18 protein-coding genes are annotated in these 26,808 nt (G+C 67.6%); 8 read left to right on the forward strand and 10 right to left on the reverse strand.

Annotated features, from left to right (window positions below):
• Positions 1–208: 208 nt before the first annotated feature.
• Positions 209–943: a 16S rRNA (uracil(1498)-N(3))-methyltransferase gene (locus tag RHOFW104R8_RS08315; protein ID WP_068093343.1), complete on the forward strand. Its 735-nt coding sequence runs from the start codon at positions 209–211 to the stop codon at positions 941–943.
• Between the two features lie 22 nt (positions 944–965).
• On the opposite strand, the gene RHOFW104R8_RS08320 is transcribed toward RHOFW104R8_RS08315, so the two are convergent.
• From RHOFW104R8_RS08320 to pilG, 7 genes are all read right to left on the reverse strand, one after another.
• Entirely contained in the window at positions 966–1,475 is a 510-nt protein-coding gene (locus tag RHOFW104R8_RS08320) for a chemotaxis protein CheW (protein WP_068093339.1), read from the reverse strand.
• Complete coding sequence (locus RHOFW104R8_RS08325) at positions 1,472–3,100, reverse strand: chemotaxis protein CheB (protein WP_068093337.1); 1,629 nt, start codon at positions 3,098–3,100, stop codon at positions 1,472–1,474. The genes RHOFW104R8_RS08320 and RHOFW104R8_RS08325 overlap by 4 nt, the downstream gene beginning before the upstream one ends.
• A complete protein-coding gene (locus RHOFW104R8_RS08330; protein ID WP_068093332.1) occupies positions 3,093–9,032 on the reverse strand; it encodes an Hpt domain-containing protein in 5,940 nt (1,979 codons plus the stop codon). Before RHOFW104R8_RS08330 ends, RHOFW104R8_RS08325 begins: the two co-directional genes overlap by 8 nt.
• An 89-nt stretch (positions 9,033–9,121) precedes the next feature.
• Positions 9,122–11,152: a methyl-accepting chemotaxis protein gene (locus tag RHOFW104R8_RS08335; RefSeq protein ID WP_068093331.1), complete on the reverse strand. Its 2,031-nt coding sequence runs from the start codon at positions 11,150–11,152 to the stop codon at positions 9,122–9,124.
• A gap of 128 nt (positions 11,153–11,280) precedes the next feature.
• Positions 11,281–11,820, reverse strand: coding sequence for a chemotaxis protein CheW (locus RHOFW104R8_RS08340; RefSeq protein WP_068093327.1), 540 nt, complete (start codon positions 11,818–11,820; stop codon positions 11,281–11,283).
• Positions 11,817–12,188 (reverse strand): response regulator, encoded by a 372-nt coding sequence (locus tag RHOFW104R8_RS08345; protein ID WP_068093326.1) that lies wholly within the window; start codon positions 12,186–12,188, stop codon positions 11,817–11,819. Before RHOFW104R8_RS08345 ends, RHOFW104R8_RS08340 begins: the two co-directional genes overlap by 4 nt.
• 22 nt (positions 12,189–12,210) lie before the next feature.
• Complete coding sequence (pilG, locus tag RHOFW104R8_RS08350) at positions 12,211–12,609, reverse strand: twitching motility response regulator PilG (RefSeq protein ID WP_068093322.1); 399 nt, start codon at positions 12,607–12,609, stop codon at positions 12,211–12,213.
• A 345-nt stretch (positions 12,610–12,954) separates the two neighbouring features.
• Here pilG and gshB point away from each other — a divergent pair, with 345 nt between their 5' ends.
• The 6 genes from gshB to RHOFW104R8_RS08380 all read left to right on the forward strand — a co-directional run bounded on the left by gshB (position 12,955) and on the right by RHOFW104R8_RS08380 (position 18,689).
• Positions 12,955–13,932, forward strand: coding sequence for a glutathione synthase (gene gshB / locus RHOFW104R8_RS08355; protein WP_068093320.1), 978 nt, complete (start codon positions 12,955–12,957; stop codon positions 13,930–13,932).
• Positions 13,929–14,804, forward strand: a complete 876-nt coding sequence (locus tag RHOFW104R8_RS08360) for an energy transducer TonB (protein ID WP_068093318.1) — start codon at positions 13,929–13,931, stop codon at positions 14,802–14,804. The genes gshB and RHOFW104R8_RS08360 overlap by 4 nt, the downstream gene beginning before the upstream one ends.
• A gap of 52 nt (positions 14,805–14,856) precedes the next feature.
• Complete coding sequence (locus RHOFW104R8_RS08365; protein WP_068093316.1) at positions 14,857–15,426, forward strand: YqgE/AlgH family protein; 570 nt, start codon at positions 14,857–14,859, stop codon at positions 15,424–15,426.
• The gene (gene ruvX / locus RHOFW104R8_RS08370) at positions 15,423–15,872 is read left to right on the forward strand and encodes a Holliday junction resolvase RuvX (protein ID WP_068093312.1); all 450 of its coding nucleotides are present in this window, start codon (positions 15,423–15,425) and stop codon (positions 15,870–15,872) included. Before RHOFW104R8_RS08365 ends, ruvX begins: the two co-directional genes overlap by 4 nt.
• Positions 15,873–15,909: 37 nt before the next feature.
• Complete coding sequence (locus RHOFW104R8_RS08375; protein ID WP_068093309.1) at positions 15,910–16,836, forward strand: aspartate carbamoyltransferase catalytic subunit; 927 nt, start codon at positions 15,910–15,912, stop codon at positions 16,834–16,836.
• A 68-nt stretch (positions 16,837–16,904) separates the two neighbouring features.
• Positions 16,905–18,689 carry a hypothetical protein gene (locus RHOFW104R8_RS08380; RefSeq protein ID WP_068093308.1) on the forward strand — a complete coding sequence of 595 codons (1,785 nt, stop codon included), beginning with the start codon at positions 16,905–16,907 and terminating at the stop codon, positions 18,687–18,689.
• Positions 18,690–19,148: 459 nt separating this feature from the next.
• Here the strand turns inward: RHOFW104R8_RS08380 and RHOFW104R8_RS08385 are convergent, their stop codons facing one another.
• Positions 19,149–20,417 (reverse strand): HAMP domain-containing sensor histidine kinase, encoded by a 1,269-nt coding sequence (locus RHOFW104R8_RS08385; protein WP_153021681.1) that lies wholly within the window; start codon positions 20,415–20,417, stop codon positions 19,149–19,151.
• Positions 20,407–21,102, reverse strand: a complete 696-nt coding sequence (locus RHOFW104R8_RS08390; protein WP_068093307.1) for a response regulator transcription factor — start codon at positions 21,100–21,102, stop codon at positions 20,407–20,409. The genes RHOFW104R8_RS08385 and RHOFW104R8_RS08390 overlap by 11 nt, the downstream gene beginning before the upstream one ends.
• Before the next feature lie 190 nt (positions 21,103–21,292).
• Between RHOFW104R8_RS08390 and RHOFW104R8_RS08395 the strand changes: the two genes are divergently transcribed.
• Positions 21,293–23,452 carry a TonB-dependent siderophore receptor gene (locus RHOFW104R8_RS08395; RefSeq protein ID WP_068093304.1) on the forward strand — a complete coding sequence of 720 codons (2,160 nt, stop codon included), beginning with the start codon at positions 21,293–21,295 and terminating at the stop codon, positions 23,450–23,452.
• Positions 23,453–23,691: 239 nt separating this feature from the next.
• Here RHOFW104R8_RS08395 and RHOFW104R8_RS08400 read toward each other — a convergent pair whose 3' ends face one another.
• Entirely contained in the window at positions 23,692–26,763 is a 3,072-nt protein-coding gene (locus RHOFW104R8_RS08400; protein ID WP_068093302.1) for a TonB-dependent receptor, read from the reverse strand.
• Positions 26,764–26,808: the final 45 nt, after the last annotated feature.

The raw sequence follows: 26,808 nt of genomic DNA on the forward strand, positions 1-26,808 counted from the left end.
ATCGCAGCGATGAGGTGAGCTAGCTGGTTCGGGTCGCGTGGACGCTTGGGCTTTGATGTGTTCATACAGGAAGTATGCGTCCGCATGCCTGAGCGCTCAAGGAATCGGCAGAGCAATCAAGATTCAAACTGAGACACTACCCGCGCCACCGGCGCCGTGCCGCGGCCGGCAGGCTCGGCTATGCTGGAATTTTGCCGCCCGTCGTTCCATGCGAAACATCCGCATCCATGTCGACCTGCCGCTTGCCGCCGGCGCCGAACGCATCTTGCCGGCGCAGGCCGGCGAGCACGTCGCGCGCGTGCTGCGCATGGCCGCCGGCGACCCGCTGACGCTGTTCAACGGCGATGGCAACGACTACCCCGCCACGATCCTCGCCGTCGGCAAGCGCGAAGTCGTCGTGCGGGTGGATGGCTGCCACGCACTGGCCAACGAGTCGCCGCTGCCGCTGACCCTGGCCCAGGGCGTCGCCCGCGGCGAGAAGATGGACCTGATCGTGCAGAAGGCCACCGAGCTTGGCGTGACCCGCATCGTGCCGCTGCTGACCGAGCGCGCCGAGGTGAAACTCGACGCGGCCCGCGCGGAGAAGCGGCTGGCGCACTGGCGCGCGGTGGCGGCCAGCGCCTGCGAGCAGAGCGGTCGTGCGCGTCTCCCCGAAATCGTCCAGGCGCTGCCGTTGCCGGCCTGGCTGAACGGCCTGGCTGCGGACGGCGCGCTGCGCCTGGCGCTGCTGCCGGAAGCCGGCCGCTCGTCCCGGGAACTGCGCTTCGGCGCGGCCGGCGGCCTGCTGGTGGTCGGCCCGGAAGGCGGGCTGGGCGAACGCGATGCCGGCGCACTGGCGGCCGCCGGTTTCGAAGGCCTGCGGCTGGGCCCGCGCATCCTGCGCACGGAGACGGCCGGGCTGGCCGCGCTGGCGGCGCTGCAGGCCCTGCACGGCGACGGCTAGCCTGCCGTCATCGCCTGCCGGCTCAGCCTTCCGTGGCGGACGATGCCGCAGCTTGCGCCGGCTCGCCATCGTCGAACAGATCGAGCAGGGTGGCTTCGATCCATTCCAGGTCCGGGATCACCGCCACGTCGTCGCGCACCAGCACGTGGGCACGCACGCCCGGCGGCAACTGCCTGCCGTCGTGGGTGGGGATGATCAGCTCGGCATTGAGCGTGGTCAGGCGCGGGAAGCCCTGGGTCTGCACCGCGATGAACGGCATCGCCGGGTTGCCGCCGAGCGCCTTCAGCACGGCCACGCGCACGACCAGCTCGGCGTCGCCCTCTTCGGTGCCGGCCAGTTCGGTGAACGACACCAGCGGCACGCGCCAGCCGCGCCAGGCGATCCGGCCGAGCAGCCAGGAGGGGCCGCCGGGTACCGGCTCGGGCCGGCTCTGGGTGATCACCTCGGCGATGGTCGCATTCGGCAACAGCAGGCGCAGGTTGCCGACCGGCACCAGGACGCAGCGGATTTCACGCGGCAGCGGATCACTCATGGGAACACCTCGATCAGGCGCGCCGCCAGTTCGGGCGGCGTACCGGAGAAACTGACCAGCCGTTCGGCGAGGATTCCGCTGACCATGTCGGCAAAATGCTCACCGGACGACGACTCTACCCAGACCTGGCCGCCACGGTCATGGATCGCCTGCGCACCGGCCACGGCATCGTTGCCGCGCCCGGCGAACACGATCGCCAGCGCATCGCGACCGAACGCGATGGCGGCCATGGTGAGGCTGGCGTCGATCGAGGGCTCCTGCGCGACACCGGCCTGCAACTCGACACCGCCGTCACGACGTAGGCGCACCTGCTGCCCGGCGGGAACGACCAGCACCTCGCCGAAGCCGACGCGGCTGCCCTGGCTGGCCAGCCGCACCGGCAGCGCGCAGTGCGCCGCCAATTTTTCCACCAGACCCGCGTCCGGCCGCCCGCCCAGGTGCTGGGTGTGCAGGAAGGTGAGCCGGGTGGTCGCCGGCAACGCCGACAGGAAACCGCATACCGAATCGACACCGTCGGTCGCGGCACCCAGCAGCACGATCCGGCTCAGCGCGCTGCCGAACTCGTCGAGCACCATCGCGTGGTCGTGCTCGTACACCTGCGGGGCGATCGCCTCCTCCATCGACACCAGCTCGAGGCTCATGGTCGGTTCGAGGTCGGGCGCGACCGTCTCGATATCGGGCGCGAGGAAATCGGCGGCGCTCAATTTCTCGATGCCGAACGCCGCGGCCTGGGACTTTTCGGCGGCGGGCGCAGCCGCCGGAGGATCGTCGTCCAGCAGCGCCCAGTTGTCCGGCGCGCGCACGGCCGGCGCGGCGGCGGCACGCGCCGGGCCAGCCGGCACGGCGGTTTTCGTGGCATCCGCCGGATCGGGCAGCGGCGACAACTGCAGGTGGTCGAGCTGGAACGCCGGCGCCGGCGCGCCTGCCGCGGGCTTCGCGGCCGCGACGGGCGTGGGCGCGGCCGGCCCGGGCCGCGACTCGCCGAAATGGCCATCGTGCAGCGGCGGCAGCTCGTCGTCGTCGCGGTAGCGCAGGCCGGGGCCGGTCTCGTCGGCGCCGTCATCCGGCGGCTCGCCGGCGGCCAGCAGGGCCTCCAGTTCCGCCGCCAGGTTCTCCGATTCGGCCGCGGCGACCTGCTCGTGCCGGCTGTCGGGATCGTGGTAGGCCGGGAGGTCGATCCCGGGCTCCGCGACGAAGGAGGCGACGGCCGGTTCCGCCGCCGCTTCGGCGGCCACAACGGCCGCCGGTGTCTCGACGCCGCGGGCATCGCCCGGACGCGGCGGATCGATGTCGCCCATCGCCATCACCTTGACCGCGAGGTGGCGCGCCCAGCGCGCGCGATCCCAGCCGGTCAGCTCGCGGCTGGCCTGGGCGTCATTGAAGACCACCCGCGGCCGGTCGTCGTCGATCACTTCGTACAGGCGGTCGAGCGCGTCGTCGGCGCCATCGTCCAGGTTGACCACCAGCACGTCCGCGCCGACCTGCTGCAGCAACTCCCGGCTGAGGCTGGAGACCCCGCCTTCGTGGACGATCCGGGCGCCGCGCTCGTGCAGCGCGTGGCGCAACTGGCCGCCCAGGTCGGTGTCGTCGAACAGCAGGGCCACCGCCGGAACGGTATCAGTCATGTATCGGCTCCACCGCACGTTGCTCCAGCACCTCGGCGATCTGCGCCAGCAGCTCGGCCTCCTGGTACGGCTTGCCGAGGTAGCGATCCACGCCGATGTCGAACGCCCGCTGGCGATGCTTGTCGCCGCTGCGCGAGGTGATCATGATGATCGGCACGTCGCGCAGCCGCGGGTCGGCCTTCATGTGTGTGGCCAGTTCGTAGCCGTCCATGCGTGGCATCTCGATGTCCAGCAGCATCAGGTCGGGCACGCGCTCGTGCAGCTTCTCCAGCGCGTCGACGCCGTCCTTCGCGGTGCTGACCTCGTACTCGTGGCGCTCCAGCACGCGGCCGGTGACCTTGCGCATGGTGATCGAGTCGTCCACCACCATCACCAGCGGCCGCACCTGTGCCTCCTCGACCTCCGGCGTCTGCACGGCGCTGAGGCCTTCGGCCAGGCGCTGCTCGCGACGGATGATGCCGTGACGGACCAGCGGCGCCAGATCCAGAATGATCAGCACCGAGCCATCGCCCATGATGGTCGCGCCGAGCAGGCCGGGCACCGAGCTGATCTGCGGGCCGACCGACTTGACCACGATCTCGCGCGAACCGAGCACGGCGTCGATGCGGATCGCCGCGCGCAGGTCGCCGGCGCGGGTCAGCAGCAGCGGCTGCTGCTCGTCCTCGGCCGGCAGCCCCGGCGGCAGGCCCAGCAGCTCGGCCAGGTCGTGGATGCCGTAGGCCTCGCTGCCGTAGCGGAACGACGGCTCGTCCTCGGCCATCAGTGCGGCCAGGTCGGCCGGATTGACCCGCGCCACGCCCTGTACCGAGGTCATCGGGATCGCGAACGTGGCCTCGCCGATGCGCACCAGGATCGCCTGGGTCACCGCGAGGGTGAACGGCAGGCGCAGCACGAAGGTGGTGCCCTTGCCCTCTTCCGACTCGATCGACAGCGAACCGCCGAGCTGCTTGATCTCGTTCGCCACCACGTCCATGCCGACGCCGCGCCCGGCCAGCTGGGTGACCTGGCTGGCGGTGGAGAAGCCCGGCTGGGCGATCAGCGAGAGCAGCTGGTTGTCGGTCGGCCGGGTCTCCGGGCGCAGCAGGCCGCGCTCGACGCCGCGCTTGCGGATCGCCTCGCGGTTCAGGCCGCGGCCGTCGTCGCTGACGCGCACCACCACCTCGGTGGCCTCGCGCGCCACGGTGATGTGCACCGCGCCCTCGGCCGGCTTGCCCAGCTTGCGGCGTTCGGCAGGAGCTTCGATGCCGTGCGCGATCGCGTTGCGCAGCATGTGCTCGAACGGCGCCTTGATGCGGTCGAGCAGGTTGCGGTCCATTTCGCCGTGGGCACCGTCCACGTAGAGCTGGGCGTGCTTGCCTTCCTCCTGCGCGGCCTGGCGCAGCGTGCGGCGCAGGTTCGGCACCATCGTGTCGAACGGCAGCATGCGCGTGCGCAGCAGGCCGTCCTGCAGCTCGGTGCTGACGCGCGACTGCTGGATCAGCAGCGTCTCGGCCTGGCGGGTCAGTTCGTCCAGCATGTTCTGGATGGACACCAGATCGGATACCGACTCGGCCAGCGCACGCGAGTACTGCTGCAACTGCGAATAGCGGTCGAGCTCGAGCGGATCGAACGCCGCCATGCCCGCTTCGCGGTGCTCGCGCTGGAAGCGCGCGATGATCTGCGCCTCGGTCTCGATCTCCAGCATGCGCAGCTGGCTGCGCAGGCGCGAGACGGTCTGCTCCAGCTCGACCAGGTTGAAGCGGTACCCGGCAACCTGCTGCTCCAGTCGCGAACGGTAGATCGCCACTTCGCCGGCATGGTTGACCAGGTTGTCGAGCAGGTCGGCGCGGACGCGGATCTGCTCCTGCGAGGAACGCACCTCCTCTTCCACCTCCGGCATCAGCTCGGGCAGATGATCGGTGCCCTCCGCCGCGACGGCCGCCAGCGACGGCGGCACGGCCGGTGCCGGTGCCGCGGCTGCCGTTGCGGCCACATGCGGCTGGGCGTCGTCGGCCAGCGCCGTTTCGCCGGCCAATGCCAGCAGGCGGTTGATCATGGCCTGCGGGTAATCGGGCGTGCGGCCCTGCGACACCTGCTGCACCAAGGCATGCAGCTGATCGAAGCTCGCCTCGAGTGCGGCGATCAGCGGGCCGGTCCCCGACGAGTCACGGATCGGCTTTTCGAGCAGGGTCTCGATCGCGTGGCTGAGGTCACCCACCGGCACCAGGCCGGCGATGCGCGCACCTCCCTTCAGCGTGTGCAGGTCGCGCTGCAACTCGGGCACGTGCACCAGGTTGCCCGGCTCGGCATGCCACTGGGCCAACACGCCATCGGCGTGGTCGAGGATCTCGCGCGCCTCGTCGATGAACACTTCCAGCAGGTCGGCGTCGATCTGGCCGGACCCCGCCAGGGCATGAACCGGGGCCTGCGTGGCGGCAACTTCGGTAGCGGCCTTGCCCGCCGCGGCGAGCCGTTCGGCCTCCGCACGCTCGGCCGCCCGTTTCCCGGCGGCGACCCGCTCGGCTTCCGTACGCTCGGCCGCCTGCTTCTCGGCGGCAGCCCGCTCGGCTTCCGCACGCTCGGCCGCCTGCTTCTCGGCGGCAGCCCGCTCGGCTTCCGCACGCTCGGCCGCCTGTCTCTCGGCAGCGGCCCGCTCGGCTTCCGCACGCTCGGCCGCCTGTTTCTCGGCGGCCAGTTTTCCGGCCATGGCCTGCACGGGGTCGAAGGCGCCCAGGGCCGCCATCAATTCCGCCGTCACCTCGTCATGGTGGGCCTGGTCCGGATGGACATCGGACGCCTGCCCGACGGCAGGCGACTCGTCCGACGGCGCGCTGGTGGCTTCGAGCATGCCAGCCTCGAGCGAGGCGGTCATGACCGCCTCGTCGACGCCGGCATGATCCGCGGCGGTAGCGAGCTCCTCGGGTTCCATCTCGTCGGCCCGCGGCTCGTACACGACGTGCGCGACCTTGGATTCGGGATAGCGGTCGCGCAGGTTGACGATCTGCGCGGTCAGCGGGTCGGCGTTGGGCAACCGCGGCTCGGCGGCGTCGAACTGGCCCATCACGCGGTCGACCACGTCGACCGCCTGGTCGAGCAGGTGCACGCCTTCGGAGGTCAGTGGCAGGTTGGCCGCACGCAAACGCTTGAACAGGCCCTCCAGCGGCGACAGCAATTGCGTGAGCAACGGGATGTCCACCATCGCGATCGCGCCATGCAAGGTGTGCACGGCACGCAGCAGCTCCTCGCCGATCGGCAGCTCGATGTCGCTGCGCTGGACCGCGGCGCGGATGGTCTGCAGGTATTGCGCCACTTCGCTGCGCAGGATCTCCAGCAGCACCGGATCCACCGGCGGCATCACCGGCTCCGCCATGACGGGCTCGACCGGCGCCTGCGCGGCGGCGGTTTCCCGATCGGTCACGGCCGCCACCGGTACCGCTCCCGCGGCCGCCTCGAAGCGCGGCACGCGTCGGCGCACGATGCGGCGGACCGTTTCGGTGGCCCGCGGCGCATGATCCTCCACGCGCGCCGGCTTGCCGGCCGCCAGTTGCTCGGCGGTATGCATGATCGCGCTGAGCGGCGCCACCGGCGCGCCCTCGCCCTTGAGCGCGGCCAGCAGCTGCGGCAATGCGTCGATCGCGTGCTGCACCAGCGCCTGCACGTTCGCGTTCGGCTCGATGGTGTTGTCGAGCACGCGGTTGAGCATGTCCTCCACCTTCCACGCGAACTCGCCCAGCACGCCGGCGCCGACCAGCCGGCCCGAGCCCTTCAGCGTGTGGAACGAGCGGCGGATGCCGACCAGGGACGCGGTCTGCGCCGGATCGACCAACCACGCCTGCTCGGCGGTGCGCAGGTTGTCGATCTCCTCCTGCATTTCCTCCAGGAAGATCTCGCGGATGTCGTCGTCGATGCCTTCGGCGCTGGTGTTGAAGCGGGTGTTCGCGGCCAGTGCGTCGCGCACCGGCACCTGTTCGACGACCTCTTCCTCGATCTCGACCCAGTCGTCCTGGTCGACTGCGGCATGCCCCCCCCACCCGGCCGCCGCGGTCGCCTCGGTCGGTGCCAGGCGCAAGCCGTCCAGGTCGTGGACGGGCCCGGCAGGCGACGCGCTGTCGCCGACGAACAGGTGTCCCAGATCCTGGCCCGGCAGCAGGCTGACGGATTCGGACAGTTCCGGATGCTCCTCGTCATCGATCCGCCGGCTGATCGGCACGGCCGCTTCGGCGGCGGCGGGCGCCACGCGCGCCGACGGCACCGGCCAGTAGCCGAGCAGGCCGAGGCTGTGTTCCGCCACGTCGAGGATGTGCTCCAGGCCGCCGCGGTGCTCGCGCGCAGCCTCGAGGTAGTACTCCAGCGCCGCCAGCGCATCGGCCAGCTGATCCATCTGCGCGCCGCTCGGCACGCGCCGGTCGTCCAGCAGCTCATAATGGATGAAGCGGCCGATGCCCTGCGCCAGCTCGGCCGGCCGCGGCGACGACAGCATGTTCATGGCGCCGGCGACTTCGTCCATCAACGCCGGTGCGCCGGCAAGGCGATCGTGCTCCCAGCCGGATTCGACGAACGCCACGATCGCGTCCTTGACCCGGCCGGTATTGCTGATCGCTTCCTGCATCAGGGTGGTGACCACCCCCAGCGCCTCGCTGCGCGGCAGGCCATGCGTGGCTTCGGAACTGCCCGACTCCTCCTCGGAGCCGAGGCTTTCGATGTGGTCGTCCAACGACGCCTCGACGTACAGCAGCGCGCCGGCCACGTCGAGCAGGGTCTCCTCGTCGGCCGGGCGCATGCGGTTGGCGATCTCGTCGAGCACCCGGCGCTGCTCGCCGACCACCCGGCGCGGCACCGACAGCGCCAGCATGCCGAGCGTGTCGCCCACGCGCTCGAGCACTTCGCCCTGCGCGGCGAGCTGTGCCGGGTCGCCGTTCTGCTGGCGCAGGAACAGATCCAGCGCCTCCTTGACGCGCAGCAGGTCATCCTTCAGCGCGCGCGAGACGGAATCGAGCAGTGCGCGGTTGTGCCCGGCCATCGAACCGCGGGCATGTTCCAGCTCGCCGGCGTCGGGCAGCAGGCTGTCCAGCGCATAGGTCGCGCGCAGCAGCTCCATCTGCGGGCTGCGCGGCTTGGCCTGCGCCACGATGTAGAGCAGCTTGCAGGCCACCTCGTCGGCTTCGCCGCCGCGCAGGCTGCCCTCGCCGTGCTCGATCAGCTGGCGGATGTTGCGGTCGACCTTGCCGACCAGCTGGCGTATCTCGCCGGCAAAGCCCTTGAGCTGGCCCTGCTCCAGGCCTTCCAGCACGCCGGAGGCGATCCACCACAGGCGCCGGCCGTGCACGTGATGGCAGCGGGCGGTGATCGCCAGCAGGGTCTTGCGCATGTTGGCCAGCTGCACCGCCGCGTTCTGCCCGCGGAACCAGCCCAGCAACTGCTGCTGGAAGCGCAGGCGCAGATCCACCAGCTCGCCGCGATGCGCCTCGGCGTAGGCCTCGCTCATCGCGGCGGGCGCCTGCTCCGGCAGGAACGCGTCGAGGTTGGGGTGGAACATCGCCGACTCGGGCAGCGGCTCCAGCCCGCGACTGGCGCGCAGGTCGTTCAACAGCGGCAGCAGCACCACCGGCACGTCGCGATGGCCGCCGGACAGGCGCTCTAGATAGTCGGGCAGTTGCATCAGGCCGCGCATCAGCGCGGCATAGGCTTCCTCGCGCTGGGCGACGCGGTCCCCCAGCAGCGCGATGGCCAGCTCCTCCATCTCCGCGGCCACCGTCGCCGCGCCGTACAGTTCGACCATCTGCAAGGTGCCACGCACCTGGTGCAGGTGGTCGGCGCAGGTGCGCATGTAGTCGCGCTTGCCCGGATTGTCGACGTAGGACTCCAGCGCCTCGCGGGCGATCGACAGGGTGTCGTCGAGCTCCGGCTTGACCCACTGCAGCGTGGTGAAATCGATGTGGTCTTGAAGTCTCATGCGCCTCTCTCAGCGGTTGCGCCATGCATGCATCATGCAACCAACGAGACTACTCCCCGTCAAAATGCCCATACCAGCCAGGCCCGTTGTCAGCCCGGCAGCTTGAAGTGCGCCACCGAGCGCCGCAGGTCGCTCGCCAACTGCGCCAGCGTACCGATCGAGTCAGCCGTCTGGCTGGCGCCCTGCGAGGTCTGCGAGGTGATTTCCTGGATCGCGTTCATCGAATGCGAAATGTCGGTCGCCGCCGCGGACTGCTCGCGCGCCGCGGTGGAGATGTTCTGAATCAGCGAGGACAGGTCGTGCGAGACGCGCTCGATGTCGCCCAGCGCGCTGCCGGCGTCCTCCGCCTTGCGTGCGCCGGCGACCACCTCGGCGGTGGTCTGCTCCATCGAGTTCACCGCCTCGTTGGTATCGGACTGAATGGTCTGCACCAGCGCCTCGATGCGCTTGGTGGCGCTGGTGGAGCGTTCCGCCAGCCGCTGCACTTCGTCCGCGACCACCGCGAAGCCGCGGCCCGCCTCGCCGGCCGAGGCCGCCTGGATCGCCGCGTTCAACGCCAGGATGTTGGTCTGCTCGGCGATGTCGTTGATCAGTTCCACGATCGAGCCGATCTCCTGCGAGGATTCACCCAGCCGCTTGATGCGCTTGGAGGTCTCCTGGATCTGGTCGCGGATCGAGTCCATGCCGGAGATCGTCTCGCGCACCACCTCGGCGCCGTGCGAGGCGATCTTCACCGAGCGTTCCGCCACGTCGGCCGACTCGGCGGAATTCTTCGACACGTCGTCCATCGAGCTGGCGATCTGGTTGATCGCCGAGGTCGCGGTGCTGATCTGCTGCGCCTGCTGCTCGGCCGCATTGGCCAGGTGGCGGGCGGTGGTCTGGGTTTCCTGCGCCGAGGACGATACCTGCTCGGAGGTCTCGTTGATGGTGGTCACCAGGGATCGCAGCTCGTCGATGGCGTAGTTCACCGAGTCGGCGATGGCGCCGGTGATGTCCTCCGACACCGTGGTCTTCACGGTCAGGTCGCCTTCCGCCAGCGAACCCATCTCGTCCAGCAGGCGCATGATCGCCTCCTGGTTGCGCTGGTTCAGCTCGGTACTCTGGGCGAACCGGCGACGCTGGTCGCGCACCAGGGTAATGACCAGCAGCAGGGCGAACGCCACCGCGGCGATCGCGCCGAGCAGGCCCCACCACACGTTCGGGAACAGCCGGCGCAGCGGCAGCTTGCCGATCTGCTCGGACAGGTCGTTCGCGCGCAGCAGCACGGTCTGCGAATCCAGCGAGGCCTGGTTGCCCGCGCGCTTCACGTCGGCGATGTTGCCGGCGGCGGCGACCAGCCTGGCCACCGGGTCGGCTAGATGGGTCCAGCCGGCATCCATTTCGGTGAGGATCTTGCGCGCGTTCGCGTCGTTGATCGGCCGCACGCCGCTGTCGGGGTTGCCCTCGATCAGGCCCTTCAGCACGCTGCCGTACAGCTGCGCGTCGCGGGACAGGCCGTCAGCCGCCGACTGGGCATTGTCGCCGCCCTGCAACACTTCCTGCACGCGGCGGATGATGCGGTCGGCGGACAGCATCTGGCGGGACGTACCCAGCATCTGTTCGGCGCTGCCGTTGCGCTGCTGCAGGATGTTGACGACCTGCTCCATGCTCGAGTTGAGCAGCGGCATTTGCTGCGACAGCGTGGCGGCGCGCTGGCCGGAGTCGAGCACGACGGCCTTGTTGGAGAGGATCTTGCCGATGTCGGCGTCGAGCTGCTTCCATGAGGCATCGAGCGCGCTCACGGCGCGGCCGGCCGGCGTGGCGTTGTTGTCCGCATAGGGCTTCATGCTGCCGCTGGGATCGCCCCTGCCCAGCTTCTGCACGGCCGAATCGATCGCGTTGCGGGTGGATTCGAGCTCCTTGAAGGAGTCGGTGTTGCCGTCCGCCGACTCCAGCGCGAACTTCGCCGTCTGCTGCGACAGCACCTGGATCTGCGTGGTCAGCGCGATCGCCTGGCGGTCCTCGCCGTTCTTCTGGTTGAGCATGAAGAAATCCAGCGCGGCAAAACCCATCGCTATCAGCAGCAGGACAATGAGTACGGTGTAACCGCGCTCCCGGCTGACGCCCCCTGTAGTGCTCATGTTCACCTCATCCGTCTAACTGATTACGTCACCGGCTCCGCAGAGCGCGCACCGCCAGGGAATGCCCGTCCCGAGATCGCCGGCCCTGCAGGCGCCGGCCCTTCATGCCACTGCGGCAAGCCGCGGCCTCAGGCCGCGGCTTGCCGGAAATCCGGTGCGCGCACCAGCCGGTTCATGCTGAACATCGCCAGCTGCTGCTCGCCCACGCGGCTGTCGACGAAACGGGCAAGCCGCGGATCATCCTCGGGCCCGGCCTCGCGCCGCTGTTCCTCGTCCACGGTGCGCTGGCCGAACACCTCGTCCACCATCAGCGCCACGCTGCCGCCGCTCTGGCGCACCACCAGCAGGCGGGTACGGTCGGTGTACTGCGTGCGTTCGCCGAACAGGAAGCGGCCGAAGTCGATCACCGGCACCAGGTTGCCGCGCACGTTGGCCACGCCCAGCAGCCACGGCTGCGTCCCCGGCACCGGGGTGAGCACCGGCACCGCGAGCAGTTCGTTGATCTCGTCGATGCCGCTGACCAACAGGCGCGAGCCGACCCGGAAGCCGATCCCGCGCCACAAGCCGGGCGCCTCGAACTTCTCCTGCGTATCCGATGCGTGCGCCAGCGACAGCCGCTCGTACTGCGCCAGGATCTCGAACGGCGTGCGGTTGACGGGCTCGTTCATGTCGCGCTCGGCAGCAATTCGTTGATGCAGGCCAGCAGTTCTTTTTCGTTCACCGGCTTGGTGATGAACGCGCGGGCGCCCTGGCGCAGGCCCCAGACGCGATCGGTTTCCATCGACTTGGTGGTGATCATCACGATCGGCACCGCCGAGGTGGCCGGATCGCGGGTCAGCGTACGGGTGGCCTGGAAGCCGTTCATGCCTGGCATGATGACGTCCATGATGACCAGTGCCGGAAGGTCGGCGCGCACGCGCTCGATGCCTTCCTCGGCGGAGCTTACGGCGACGACCTGGTGCCCGGCCCGTTCAAGCAGCGTGGTGAACACGCGCACGTCGGTCGGCGAATCGTCGATGATGAGAATATTGGCCACGGGCCCCCCTCAGAATCTGCAGTCAGCGGCTCGATACCGCGCCGACATGGCGATGGATGGCACCCAGCAGTTCGTCACGCGTGAACGGCTTGGTCAGGTACTGTTCGGCGCCCACGATGCGGCCGCGCGCCTTGTCGAACAGGCCGTCCTTCGAACTCAGCATGATCACCGGCGTGGCGCGGAACTGCGGATTGTTCTTGATCAGCGCGCAGGTCTGGTAGCCGTCCAGCCGCGGCATCATGATGTCGACGAAGATGATCGCGGGCTTCTGGTCGGAGATCTTGGCCAATGCCTCGAAGCCGTCGACGGCGGTCAGTACTTCGCAGCCCTCTTTCTTGAGCAGGGTCTCCGCGGTGCGGCGGATGGTCTTGGAGTCATCGATCACCATGACCTTGAGACCAGCCAAGTCATTAGCACTCATGTTCAAATTCACCTACTCCCCCCTGCGGCTCACCCGAGCTCAGGATAGGCACCATGGCATGCAATGGTCATGCCGGACGGTGCGCAGCAAAAAAAGTCGAAACGAACCACCCGAATAAGACCGTGCTGTAGCGGGATATCCAAGGCTTTGCTGTTTACTGCCTGCCCGCCGAGACTGTCAAGCAATAATCACCCCTGCTGCCTGCTGCCCGCACAAGGTGCCCCATATTGGCACCATCCGGCCGTCGGCGACAGCGACGCGGCACGGGATTTCCCGCATCCGCCTTAGTATAGCGGCCTGACGATCCCGACCCGCCCCACGGGTAGCCACCCACGGAGAATCCCGATGACCCTTTCGGTCGGCGTGCTGATGGACCCCATCGGCGCGATCAAGATAGCCAAGGACACCAGCTTCGCGATGCTGCTGGAAGCCCGGCGCCGCGGCCACTCGCTGCATTACTTCGAGCAGGGCGACCTGGCCCTGCGCAATGGCGAGCCCTGGGCGCGGACCGCCCCGCTCGAGGTGCGCGAGGACCCGCAGCGCTGGTTCACGCTGGGCCCGGCGCAATGGCGCGACCTGCGCGAGCTCGACGTGGTGCTGATGCGCAAGGACCCGCCGGTCGACGCCCAGTTCATCTACGACACGATGGTGCTCGAAGCGGCCCAGCGCGGCGGCGTGGCCGTGATCAACGACCCGCGCTCGCTGCGCGACAGCAACGAGAAGCTGTTCTCGCTGGAATTCCCGCAATGCATCGTGCCGACCCTGGTCGCGCGCGATGCGGGCGAACTGCGCCGGTTCGCCGCCGAGCACGGTGAGGTGGTGCTGAAGCCGCTGGACGGCATGGGCGGGCGCGGCATCTTCCGGGCCAGGACCGGCGACGGCAACCTCAATTCGATGCTGGAGACCCTGCTGGGCGGCGATGCCCACGGCGAGGGGCGGCAATTCACCGTTGCGCAGAAATACATCCCGCAGATCAGCGCCGGCGACAAGCGCATCCTGGTGATCGACGGCGAACCGGTGCCGTACGCGCTGGCGCGCATTCCGCAAGGCGACGAATTCCGCGGCAACCTTGCCGCCGGCGGCCGCGGCGTCGGCGTGCCGCTGTCCGAGCGCGACCGCTGGATCGTGGGCCAGGTGGCGCCTGAGCTGCGTCGGCGCGGCCTGCTGTTCGTGGGGCTGGACGTGATCGGCGACTACCTGACCGAGATCAACGTCACATCCCCGACCTGCGTGCGTGAGCTGGACGCGCAGTTCGGGCTTAACATTGCCGGCCAGCTGTTCGATGTCGTCGAGCGGCACGTCTCCGGAAACCGCAACGCGTGAGCGCCACCGCAACCGTCAACGTCGACTCGCCGCCCGATCCGATCGGCGCCACCCTGCTGTTCTCGCTGCTGCTGCACGGCGTGCTGCTGCTGGGCATCACGTTCCACTTCGTGAAGCCCACGCCCAGCCTGCCCACGCTGGACGTGACCCTGGTCAACGTGGCCAACCAGCAGGCGCCGGACAAGGCGGATTTCCTGGCCCAGGCCAACAACACCGGCGGCGGCCGCAGCGACCGCGCCGCACGGCCGTCGGAGCCGTTCTCCGGCGCCATCCCGAAGCCCGACCCCGGCATCGCGGCACAACCCGTCGAGGCCACCACGCCGCGGCCGCGCGAGGCCACCCCGACACGCATGGTCACCACCAGCGGCGCCACCGATTTCCGCGTGACCAGCGATACCGCGCAAACCGCGGTCGACCCGCACGAGCAGACCCCGACGGCCGCCGAACTGAGGCGCCAGCAGGCGATCGCCCAGCTGGCCGCCGAGCTGAGCAGGAAGAAGGTGGACTACGCCAAGCGGCCGAAGGTGAAATACCTCACCGCCAGCACCCGCGAATATGCCTATGCCGCCTACATGCGCGGCTGGTCCGACCGGGTCGAGCGGGTCGGCAACCTCAACTACCCGGAAGAAGCCCGCAGCCGCGGCCTGCACGGCGATGTGCTGCTCACCGTGGTGCTCAACCTCGACGGCAGCATCAAGAACATCGAGGTGATCCAGAGTTCCGGGCAGAAGGTGCTGGACGCCGCCGCCGAGCGCATCGTGCGCCTGGCCGCCCCGTTTCCGCCCGCGCCACGGAGCAACGAGCGCATCGACGAACTCAACATCACCCGTACCTGGCGCTTCCAGCCGAACAACGTGCTGCAGACTCGCTGAACGGCCGCCCCGGCCTTCAGCGCGCGCCGCGCCGTGCGCTTACAATGCGCGCATGACCGCCGTGCAGTCCTCGACCCTCACCGGGCACTTCCTGATCGCCATGCCGGGCCTGGCCGATCCGCCGTTCTCCCGCGGCGTGGCGCTGTTGTGCCAGCACGACGAGGGCGGCGCGGTGGGCCTGCTGGTGAACCAGCTGTCCGAATACCGTTTCGGCGACGTGCTGGCGCAGATGAAACTCGAGTGCGCGGACAGCGAGCTGGCCGACGCGCCGGTGCTGATCGGCGGACCGGTGCAGCAGGAGCGCGGCTTCGTGCTGCACCGCGAGCCCGGCGACTGGGATTCCAGCTACCGCGTCAACGCCGAATGGTCGGTCACCACCTCGCGCGACATCCTCGTCGCGATGGCCGCCGGCGAAGGCCCACGCCAGGCCATCATGGTGCTCGGCTACGCCGGCTGGGACGCCGGCCAGCTGGAACAGGAACTGATGGCGAACGCCTGGCTCACCGCCGAGGCGTGCGGCCGCGTGGTGTTCGACACCCCGCTGGAGGAACGCTGGAGCGCCGCCGCCGGACTGGTCGGGGTGGACCCGCGCCAGCTGTCCGGCTACGCGGGCCACGCATGAGCTGCGTGTTCGGCTTCGACGTGGGCAGCCGGCTCACCGGCGTGGCCATCGGCAATACCTTCACGGCCAGCGCCCGCGCGCTGGCCGCGCTGGCGGTGCATGACGGCGAACCGGACTGGAACCGGCTCGACGCGCTCAACCGGGAATGGCGGCCCGACACCCTGGTGGTCGGCCTGCCGCTGACCCTGGACGGCGCCGAGCAGGCCGCCAGCCGCCGTGCCCGCCGGTTCGCCGCCACCTTGCAGCAGCGCTACGGCCTGCCCGTGGTGCTCGTCGACGAGCGACACAGCTCGCAGGAAGCCGCGCGGCGCTTCGCCGCTGCCCGAGCTGTCGGCCTCAGGCACCGCCGCGATGCGGCCGACATCGACGCCGAGGCGGCAGCGGTCATCCTGGAGCGCTGGCTCGCCGGCGCCGAAACGCCACCGGCCGAAAGCCCGGGCCACTGAACGGACATTCCCCTTTCCACCCCCAGACCCTGCCGCCATGAGCCCTCGCCTGCGCCACCTGACCACCCTGGAAAACCTGCCGCGCGAGACGATCGAGCGCCTGCTCGACCGCGCCGAGTCCCTGCGCGACGCCTGCGCGCACGGCACGCGCAAGCTCGACGTGCTGGCCGGACGCACCGTGCTGAACCTGTTCTTCGAACCGTCCACGCGCACGCGCACCTCGTTCGAACTGGCCGCGCGGCGACTGGGCGCCGACGTGGTCAACTTCGACATCGGGCTGTCCTCCACCAGCAAGGGCGAGGAGCTGTTCGACACCCTGCACACGCTGGAGGCGATGCACCTCGACGCGATCGTGGTGCGCCACAAGCACTCGGGCACTCCGGAAGAGCTGGTGCGCCACGCCATGAGCGGGGTTTCGGTGATCAACGCCGGCGACGGCAACCGCGCACACCCCACCCAGGGCCTGCTGGATGCGCTGACGATCCGCCAGCACCGGCCGGACTTCGGCAACCTCACCGTGGTCATCTGCGGCGACATCAAGCATTCGCGGGTGGCCCGCTCGGACATCCACGCCTTCACCGCGCTGGGCGTGAAGGAGATCCGCCTGTGCGGCCCGGCCGAACTGATGCCGGCGGCGGACGACATGCCGCTCGGCCGCCGCTACGACGACTTCGACCAGGCCATCGACGGCGCCGACGCGGTGATCATGCTGCGCCTGCAGAAGGAGCGCATGGCCAGTATCGAACTACCGGACGAGGCGGCCTATTTCGCCCATTACGGACTGGACCGGCGGCGCCTGGCACTGGCCGCCCCGGGTTGCCTGGTGATGCATCCGGGGCCGATCAACCGTGGCATCGAGATCGCCTCCGAAGTGGCCGACGGCGCGCAGTCGCGCATCCTCGAACAGGTCGGCAACGGCGTGTTCGTGCGCATGGCGGTGCTGAACGAAGTGCTGGCCCGCTGAGCCGCCTCCGCGCGACGCAAGCGGGCATAATGGCGAGTGCGGCACCCACCACCTCTCTGGGGATCAACATGCGATCGATGACGCGATACATCGCGCTGGGTCTGGCCGGCGCCATGCTGGCCGCCTGCGGGCACAAGGACAAGGATGCGCCGCTGGCTTTCGTGCCGGCGGACACGCCGTACGTGGTGGCCAATCTGGAGGTGCTCGACGACGGCACCCGCACCGCGCTGCTCGCCCAGGCGGACGCGCAGCTGCCATCCCAGCTGGCCCAGCTCGAGGCGACCGCCGACCGGCTGGCGGTGAAGGACCCCGACGGCGCCCGGCTGTTGCGCGCGCTGCGCGCCGAGTTCGACGGCAAGACGGTCGAGGGCTTCGCCCGGGGCGCCGGCCTGAACCTCAAGGGCCACTCCGCGCTGTACGGCCTGGGCCTGGCGCCGGTGCTGCGCTTCGAGCTGAGCGACCCGGCCGCCTTCGACGGCTTCGTCGGCCGGCTGGAAACCGCCTACGGCAGGAAGCTCGACGTCGCCAAGGTGGGCCAGCAGGGCTACCGCAAATACGCGTTCCCGGCCTCGGGCACCGAAATGGTCCTCGCCACGGTCGGCAAGCAGGCCGTGGCCGCCTTGCTGCCCGCCGATGCCTCGGCGACCCTGCTGCGCCAGGCGCTGGGCCTGGACCGGCCGCAGAAAAACCTGCAGGACGACGGCCGCCTGGCTGCGCTGGCCAAGGCCAAGGGCTATCAGAAGTGGCTGGTCGGCGAGCTGGACCTGGCCCGCGCGCTGCCGCTGGCAATCAGCGGCAAGGATGCATTGATCGGCGCGATCCAGAAGGCCCATGCCGAAGCCATCGCGGCCAAGACCGGCGAGCCGGTCGCCACGCAGCTGCAGACCTCGCCCAGTTGCACCACCGACGCCGCGCGCATCGCCGCCCGCGTTCCGGCGATGAGCTTCGGCTACACCCGGCTCGACGCCAAGCACCAGGACGTGCGCTTCGACGTGGCGCTGGCCGACGACATCAGCAAGGCGTTCGCCGGCCTCAAGGTGGAACTGCCCGGCCTGGGCCGCGCCGGCACGGCGCCGTTCGACCTGAGCCTCGCCCTGCCGGTCGCCAGCCTGCGCACGTTCTGGCTGGCCCAGGCCGATGCGGTGGCCGCCAAGCCGTTCAGCTGCCCCTCGCTGACCGACCTCAACGACAGCTTCGCCAAGCTCGGCCCGGTCATGCAGAAGGCGGCGATCCCGCCGTTCGGCGACATGCTCGGCCTGCGCGTCGCGCTGGATTCGCTGGTGCCGCCGGCCAAGGATTCCAGCCTGCCCACGTTCAGCGGGCGCCTCGTGCTGGGCACCAACAACCCCGACGGCCTGTTCGCGATGGGCCAGATGATGGTGCCAGCACTGGCCCAGCTGAAGCCGGGCCACGACGGCAAGCCGCTGCCGCTGCCGAAAGACATGGTCGGCATACTGGGCCAGCCCGCCTGGATCGCCATGAGCGCCAAGGCGCTCGCTCTCGGTGTCGGCACCGGCGAGGATGCACACCTCGGCGACACGCTGAAGGATCCGGCCGGCGACGCCGGACAGGTCGGCCGCATGCACATCAGCGGGGCGATGTACCTGAGCTGGCTGCAGCTGATGGAAGAAAAGATCGACAACCTGGCCGCCGTCACCGCGACACTGGGCAAGAACGACCAGCCCTCGGTCGACGACAGCGACGATGCCGCCAGTGCCGCCGCGGAGCTGAAGCACTCCAAGGCACAGTTCGCCGCGATGAAGTTCCAGGCCGAACGCGTCGACCGCATCGACGCGGAGATGCACGTGGACAGCAGCGGCATGGTGATCACCAGCCAGACCGCACTGAAGTAGACGCCAGCCAGCGATCGACGGGACGCCGGGACATTGCAACGTCCCGGTTTTTTTTCATGCATCGCGCCCGGCATCGAACGCGGTCCCTGCACCGCCGTGACCCTTCTCCGCCTCGGCAATCCCCCTGAGCCCGCTGGACCGAGGAAGGGTGCCGAGGCCCGCAGGCGTTAGCCAAAGCTAGGGATGCCCTGATCTATCCAGCGCAGGCGGCATGATATCCAGAAGGCTCGCAGCCGGCAGTGCGTGGCGCAGGCAGGGCTGGCCGCCTTGGCAAGCCGCGCGCTGCCGGCTGCGGGCCTTCTGGATATCACCCCATCATTGTGTTTCAAGCTATGGGGCCGGCCCGGTCTGTCCGCATCTCCGCGGCGCGCGCCCTCGACAGGCGGACGCCTGCCTTGCACCACGAATCTGCGGACAGACCGGGCCGGTGACGCCTGCGCTGGATAGATCAGGGCATCCCTAGTGCGCAAAGGCCAGCGATGCCGTCGTGCCGGTGCCTCCGCCCGAAGTCAGTTCAAGCGTCCAGCCCAGGTGCTCACATAAACGTCCTATGAGTTCCAAACCGATGCCATCGCGGCCCAGTCCACTCTCCCGTGCATGCCGTGAATAGACGCGGGAGATTTCTTCCGCCGTCATTCCGTGCCCGGGGTCGGAAATAACGACCTCGGCCGGCAGCTCCAGGCTGACCCGAATCGTGCCGGCATCGCTGTTCTCGATCGCGTTGCGAACCAAGTTTCCGATGGCTGCCCGTACGATCTGCGGCGGTGCCTCGATCCAAGCGCTCGGCAACGTTCCTATTTCAAACGCCAAAGCCTTGCCGCTCATCAGGGGGCGGTGGTCGTTCACTATCTCTGGAACCAATGCAGCCAGGTCCGTCATTTCGGAATGTTTCAGCAATCGCACAGGGTCCTTCGCCAGGACCAGGACCAGGGCCAGCAGTTCGTCCATGCCTTCGGCCGTGTGGCGGATGCGCTGCAGGTAACGCTGTGTCATTTCGGAGATGTCATGCTGCGAGAGAGCAAGTTCGGTCGAACTGCGGATTACCGCTACTGGCGTACGCAGTTCATGGCTGGCCATGTTCAAGAACGTTCTTTCGCGTTCCACGGTCTGGTCCATCCGTCCGAGGTAGCCATTGAATGCCCTCATCACCACACCGATCTCGGCGGATTCGCCCTCGGCCATGACCAGCCTCTGGCCGGATATCGCCGGCTGCAGGTCGACGATGCGGCGAGCCAGATCGCTCAATGGCTTTGTCAGTCGTCCAACACCCATGGCTGTGGCAAAGGTCAAGAGTGCGACCATGGCCGCGGCTGAGCCGATGACAAGCGCATTCAGCCCCGATTTGCTGGACCTCATGCCCGATATGTTCAGCGCGAGGATCGCATTGTCTCCTCCGACCGAACGCACCAGGACGACGTACTCCTTGCTGCCGACGACGACCTCATCATGCACCCCGACATCGAGCGAACGGAATTCGATGGGCGGTTCCTGCCCCATCAGCGTGCCGTAGAGCGTCAAGGTCTCGGAGTCGTTCCACCGGTAGTTGGGGTCGAGCGAGTGGCGCCCCAGGAAATGGTCCATCTCCGTATTGAGCAGGGATTCCCAGACCAATGCCCCGGCCCGCTTATTGACGAGGTAACCGTGCGCCAACAGCGCCAAGGTCAGGAACAGGCTGTAGATGACGATGCCGCTGACCATCCGCTGCTTGAGGCTGGTCTCAGTGGCCACCGATGGCCTCCGAAGCAATGATCCGGTAGCCAACTTTCGGCACCGTTTGGATCAGCTTGCTTTCGTGGGGCCCGTCGATGGCCTTTCGCAAGTCATAGACATGCGAGCGCAACAAGTCGGTGTCCGGCGGGTTGTCGCCCCACAGCGCGGACTCCAGGGTGCTGCGGGCGACGACCAAGGGACTGGCTGTCATCAACAACGCCAGTATCTTCTTGCAGCTGGCGTTGAGTTGAAGTGCCGCTCCATTCCGATCTATCTCCTGCGTTGATGTATTGAAGCTCAGGTCACCGATTCGCAGTGTCTTGCAGGCAACACGGCCCTGCGACCGCACTATCAAAGCTTCCACTCGTGCAGCGAGTTCGTCGAAGGCAAAGGGCTTGGTGAGATAGTCGTCCACGCCAGCACCAAAACCGGCCAGTTTGTCGGGCAGTTCGTCGCGCACGGTGAGCATCAGGATCGGGAGGTCCGACCCCGACGCACGCAGCCGCCTGGCGACTTCCTTGCCCTCCAGGCGCGGAAGCATCCAGTCCAGGACCATCGCGTCGTAGTTACCCGTTTGCGCCAATTGCAGGCCGACAACGCCATCGGGCGCTGCGTCGAGCGTGTAGCCGCGCTGCTCGAAGAACGCGAACAGGTTCGAGACCAGGCTGTGGTTGTCTTCGACGACCAATAACCGACTGAGCATGGGGCATCCAAAGGCGAGGGCCGGGAAGCGGGCCGGAATATCGGGCCAAACAAGAGCGCGCGCGGGGCGCCGGGGACCCGCCAACGGCCCATCCGACAAAAATCCGACATCACGGCGCGCATCTTAATACGAATCATTCTTGTCCGCATCCTTGATTCAACCCACCTTCCATCCCTTCCGGAGTCTTTCAATGAGTTCCCTCTCGCACCTCTCGACGAGTACTGTCGCTCGCGCCATCCGCAACGCCCTGTACGGTCTGCCGATCCTGGCTGCCGCGTACGTGGCCCCCGCGATGGCGATCGATACGGCTGCCGCGGACGCAGGTCGCGATGTCAAAACGCTTGGTACCGTGAAAGTCCAGGGCGAGCTCCAGCACTACGAGGTAAAGCGCAGCTCGACGGCCACCAAGACCGACACGCCATTGCTGGACGTGCCGCAGTCGATCACGGTCATCACCGGCGACCTGATCCGCGACCAGTCGATGCAGACCATGGGCGATGTCGTTCGCTACGTGCCCGGCGTGCAGATGGCGCAGGGCGAAGGCCACCGTGACGCGCCGATCCTGCGCGGCAACACCTCCACTGCCGATTTCTTCCTCAACGGCGTGCGCGACGACGTCCAGTACTACCGGGATCTGTACAACGTCGAGCGGGTCGAAGTCCTCAAAGGTCCGAGCGGCATGATCTTCGGCCGCGGCGGTTCCGGTGGACTGATCAATCGCGTCACCAAGCAGGCCAACTGGACCGATGCCGGGAGCCTGAATCTCACGCTGGGCTCGTGGGACGGTCGCCGCGTTACCGGCGATTTCAACCACGTGGTCAGGGAATCCGTGGCGTTCCGGATCACGGGCATGTACGAAAACGCGGACAGCTACCGCGACTTCGCGCACGTCGAGCGCTGGGCAATCAACCCGACCCTGACGATCCGCGCCAGCGATGCCACCACGCTTGCGTTCGGCTACGAGCATTTCGAGGACGACCGCGTGACCGATCGCGGCATCCCGTCCCAGCTGCCGCTGCTCGGCCGTCCGCTGCCGACCGCCAGCTCGACCTTTTTCGGCAAGCCGTCCGACAGCCCGATGCGGGCGCGCATCAATGCGCTGAACTCGGTGATTACGCACGACTTCAGCGACGGCGCCAGGCTCACCAACACCACGCGCATCGCCGACTACGAGAAGTTCTACCAAAACGTATTCCCCGGCGCGTACACGGCCGCCAACGGCCGCGTCGCGATCAGTGGCTACAACAATCTGACCGGCCGCAAGAACTTCCAGAACCAGACCGACCTGACCTTCTCGGCCAGGACCGGCTCAGTCAGCCACGAATTCCTCGTTGGCCTCGAACTCAACCGCCAGGAAACCGACAATTTCCGCAACACGGCGTTCTTCCCGGCGGTGGGCCCGGACGCGCGGGGCGATTTCGTCACGATCCAGAACCCGATCTACACCGGCCCGGTCGTGTTCCGGCAGGTCGCCAGCGACTCCGACAACCGCAGCGTCGCCAAAACGGCCGGCGCCTACGTCCAGGACCAGATCGAGTTCTCACCGAAGTGGAAGGCCGTCCTGGGCGCACGCTTCGACCGCTTCGATGCCACCCTGCACAACAACCGCAACGGCGTCGAGCTGTCCAGCAGCGACAACCTGCTCTCACCGCGGGCGGGCTTGATCTTCAAGCCGCAAGAAAACGTTTCGTTGTACACGAGCTACTCCATCGCCTACGTCCCGCGCGCTGGCGAGCAGCTGGCGTCGCTGACGGCCACCAATCGCAACCTCGACCCGGAGCGTTTCAAAAACGTCGAGATCGGCGCGAAGTGGGACGTCAACGGCCGCATGTCGACGACCGCCGCGATCTATCGCCTCGACCGCACGAACGTCGCGATCGTGGACCCGAACAACCCAGCGCAGCAGATCCTCGTCGACGGCCAGCAGGTCAAAGGCGTCGAGTTGGGCCTGAGCGGCCAGGTCACCGATTCCTGGCAGATCATGGCCGGCTACGCCCATCAGAACAGTGAGGTACAGATCCCGGGCGCAACCAACGGCAAAGAGCTCGGCCAGGTGCCGCGCAACTCGGCTTCGTTGTGGAACCGCCTTGATTTCAACCCGCAGTGGGGCGTCGGCCTCGGAGCCGTCTATCAGGACAAGGTGTTCGTGTCGACCGACAACGCCGTCGTCCTGCCCAGCTTCACGCGGGTGGATGCCGCGCTGTTCTACACCATCAACAGCAGCTTCAAATTGCAGTTGAACGTCGAGAACTTGCTGGACAAGAAATACTACGCGACGGCTCATAGCAACAACAACATCATGCCGGGTTCGCCCCGAGCGGTGCGCCTCGGTCTCAATCTGACGTTCTGATTGATACAGGAACCGAGATAAGGGCGCCCGACTGGCGCCCTTCTTCTTTTTGACGCTGTTCGGTAGCCGACTTCCCCCAAGTCGACACGTTGACGGCGCCTTGTCTATGTCCGATTCCCATACTTCCGCGTAGAACCAAAAAAAAAAAAACGCCGCCGAAACGTTCGGCGGCGAATCTCGGGAGACAGGCTCCACCCCGGCATGCGGAGCAGAGCCGATTCCTTGCAAGTGAAGCGTCGTCAGAAGTCGTAACGCACGGTGAAGCGTACCGTGCGCGGATCGGTGTAGTTCAGCACCCGTCCGTAGAGCTGATTCACCGTGCTGCGATTGGTCGCATAGCGCATGTTGTAGTACTGGGGCGTCTGGCGGTTCAGCAGGTTGAACACATCGACCTGCAGCGTCAGCTTGTTGTCCGCCCAACCCGGGGTGTACGCCGCATTGAGGTCCAGCTTGTAGGTCCAGGGCGTGGTCCCGCTGGTGCCACGCGGGGCGTACACGACCTGCGAACCCGGGATATTCAGGCCGCAGTAGTGGTAGCTCGACGAGTTGTAGATGCCCTTGGTGGTCGGATCAGGCCAGAAGCTGAGGCAGCTCTTGGGGCGGCCGGAAGCCACCTGCAGGGTCGAGCCGAAGCGCCATTCCTTGGTGGGCTGGTAATAGCCGAACGCGCGGATCTGGTGCTTGCGGTCGTTCGGCAGCGAACCGTTGGAGCCCACCATCAGCTGCGGCTTGTCCCAGTCCTGGGTCACCGACACGTCCGACTGGCCGCCGGCGCCGGTGTCCAGGTCGGAGAGCAGCTGACCTTCGGTGTTGCCGTAGTTGTGCGAGAAGGTGTAGCCGATCTTGCCGTACCACTTGTCGGCAAACGGATGCTCCACGAACAGATCCAGCGCGGCGTACTTGCGCTTCAGCTTGGGAAAGCCGAGCTGGGCGTTGGTGTAGTGCGCCTCGGTGAAGCTGCCGTCGGGCTGCTCCAGCAGGAAGGTGTTGGCCTGGCCGGGATTGAACAGGAAGCAGCGGCCGCCAAGGGCCTGGGTGCAGGTGTCGTCGATGGCACTGCGCAGCTTGCGCACCGTGACCTTGGCGCCGGTCACGAAGGCCGGGCTGACCTGGTATTCCGCGCCCAGGATGTACTCGTCCTGGAAGTGCGACTTCAGGCCCTTGGCCGCCACCGTGCGCGGGTCCGGAGCCTGGCCGCACTCGAGGTTGGTCGAGACCAGGTTGGTGTTGCCGCAGGTCGCCCCCTTGCTCCGGTCCACGCTGATCGGGCTGAGGCCGGTCGGCGCACCGGTCCGCGGGTCGACGCCGGTATAGGTGAAGTACTCGCTGGTGATCAGCGAGCCGGAAGCACCGCGCACCGCCACGTTGTTCGGCATGGCCAGGTGGTAGCGACCGGCGTTGGCGAACACCTTGAGGCTGGAGTCGCCGAACACGTCCCACGAGAGGCCCAGTCGCGGAGCCAGCTGATGACGCTGGCGCGCATAGGGCTGGCCACTGTTGTTGTAGTTGGTGAACTGCTCGTTGCGCAGGCCGAGCGACAGCAGCAGGTGGTCGTTCACCTGCCAGCGGTCCTCGATGTACTGGGCCTCCTGCTCGGTCTTCACGCGGGCCAGCTGGGTATTGTAGTAGCGATAGACGTAGTAGCCCTGCGGGCCGAGGCCCCCCGCCAACTTCGGCGAGCCCACGCCGTTGCCGGCGTCGATCGCCGCGGCCGGGTCCTTCTGCCAGCCGTAGGTCCAGCGGTAACCACCGGCAATGCTGCCGCCGGTCAGCGAATCGGCGATCTGCTTGTCGAAGCCCACGCGGACGTCGTGGTCACCGATGCGGTACTCGACGTCCAGGCGGCCACCGCGGGTCTTGTCGTTGGCGCCGGGCACCAGGATGGTAGCGGTGGTGTTCTGGCAGGTGTTGTAGGCCAGACCGGGAGCGGAGGTCTGGGCGTTCACCGAAATTTGCGGGCAGCTCGGATCATAGCCCCAGGGCAAGCTGACATGGTCGATCTTCTGCGTGCCGTAGAGCGCCGACAGGGTCAGATCGTCGGTCAGGTAGCTGGTGTACTTGCCGATGTAGAGTTCGCCGCCATCCTTGGTATACACGCCGGCGGTCTGCGTGTTGGTATGGGTGTCGGTGGCGTAGCTGTACGGCGAGTACTTCGCTTCGTACTGGGTCTTGTCGGAGATGCCGGTCAACTCGACGATGTTGCTGTCGTTGATGTTCCAGTCGATCTTCGCCGTCCAGCGCGGACTCTTGTAGGCGTAGTCGTTCCAGCCCTGCCGGAGGCTCGCCGCGGTGGAGTTGGTGTAGTAGCGGACGCTGTTGCCTTCCTGCCGGCTCTGCTCCACGTTCGCGTAGAAGAACAGCCTGTCCTGGATCAGCGGGCCGCTGACGTAGGCGCCCACCTTGGTGGTCCAGAACTGCGCGCGATTGCGGTTCAGGTACAGCGTGCCGTCGGTGTGGTCCTTGGCCAGCGGGCTGGGATTGGCGTTGCCGTAGAAGCCGGTGTTGGCGAAGTAGATGTTATGGGGATCGGAGCGCAGCGTTTCCGGCGCCCAAGTGCTGTAGACGCCGGCCTTCCATTCGTTGCTGCCGCGTTTGGTCACGATGTTGATCACGCCGCCGGTGGAGCGGCCGAATTCGGCGCCGTAGCCGCCAGTCAGCACCTGCTCCTGGTCGATGGCATCGAACGGCAGGGTCGAGAGGCCGATCGAGGTCAGCGGATTGGTGACCGCATAACCATTGATGTAGTAGGCGTTCTCGGAAGCCGCCGACCCGCCGAAACTCGGGGCGTTGTAGCTCGATCCCTGGATGACGCCTGGCGCCAGCAAGGCCGCCGCCAACACGCTCTGCGAGAGCGGCAGCTTCCCCAGCTGATCCGCCGTCAGCACGGTCCGGGTATCCACCGACGACACGTCAATGGCCGGCAACGAGGAGGCCGTGACTGAAACCACGCCCAACTCGGTGGTCTGTTCCGGCGAAGCGAACGATACTTCCGAACCGCCCGAGATCACCACGGTGACGTTGTCACGACTACTGACCGTGGTCCCGTGGTTCTGCAGCGTGACCTTGTACTTGCCGACCGGCAGCGACGAAAAGCGGTAGCGGCCGCTGGCGTCCACCGTGGTCGAGCGGGCGAAGCCGGTATCCGCGTTCTGGATCAGTACCGTATCGCCCTGCTTCGCACCGACCTGGCCGAAGATCGAGCCCGTGATATTGGACTGCGCCAGCGCGGTGCCGGTCAGGGACATGCCCAGCGCCACCGACAGCGCGGAAAGGCGCAGCAGGGGCCGCGCGTTACTCGAAAACTTGTTCATCGTTTTCCCCATGAAGAATTGCGAATGGCAACAGGTGTCTCGAAA

Source organism: Rhodanobacter sp. FW104-R8 (assembly GCF_001617365.1).
Taxonomy (GTDB): Bacteria; Pseudomonadota; Gammaproteobacteria; order Xanthomonadales; family Rhodanobacteraceae; genus Rhodanobacter.